Annotated in this window: 1 pseudogene; it reads left to right on the top strand. The window is 51.3% G+C overall.

Annotated elements, in window-relative coordinates:
* Nucleotides 1-587: pseudogene (locus AAYQ19_RS22025) on the top strand (secretion protein); the annotation flags it as partial.

Here is a 587-nt window from a genome sequence, read left to right as displayed (position 1 = left end):
GTGACTCCGAAGCCGGCGAAAGTAATAACGACGGCGACGATCTGCTCTGGAGATACATACAACTGGCAGGTCAACTCGACTAATTATACAGCGACAGGAACGTATACGGTGTCCAACAACGGATGCACGGCGGATCAGGAGCTTCAGTTGACGGTGACTCCGAAGCCGGCGAAAGTCATCACGACCGCTACGATCTGCTCTGGAGATACATACAACTGGTCGGTGAATTCTGCGAATTATACCGCGACAGGAACTTATATGGTGTCGAACAACGGATGCACGGCGGATCAGGAGCTTCAGCTGACGGTGACTCCGAAGCCTGCTAAAATCATCACGACCGCGACGATCTGTTCCGGCGATACTTACAACTGGCCGGTGAATTCTGCGAATTATACAGCGACAGGAACTTATACGGTATCCAACAACGGATGCACGGCGGATCAGGAGCTTCAGCTGACGGTTACTCCTAAGCCTGCTAAAGTAATCACGACTGCTGCGATATGCTCTGGCGACACTTACAACTGGTCGGTGAATTCTACCAATTATACAGCGACAGGAACTTATACGGTGTCGAACAACGGATGCAC

Source organism: Flavobacterium mesophilum (assembly GCF_039581405.1).
GTDB lineage: Bacteria > Bacteroidota > Bacteroidia > Flavobacteriales > Flavobacteriaceae > Flavobacterium.
Note: the sequence above shows the minus strand (reverse complement) of the source record. Positions and strands in the feature narration are given on the sequence as shown.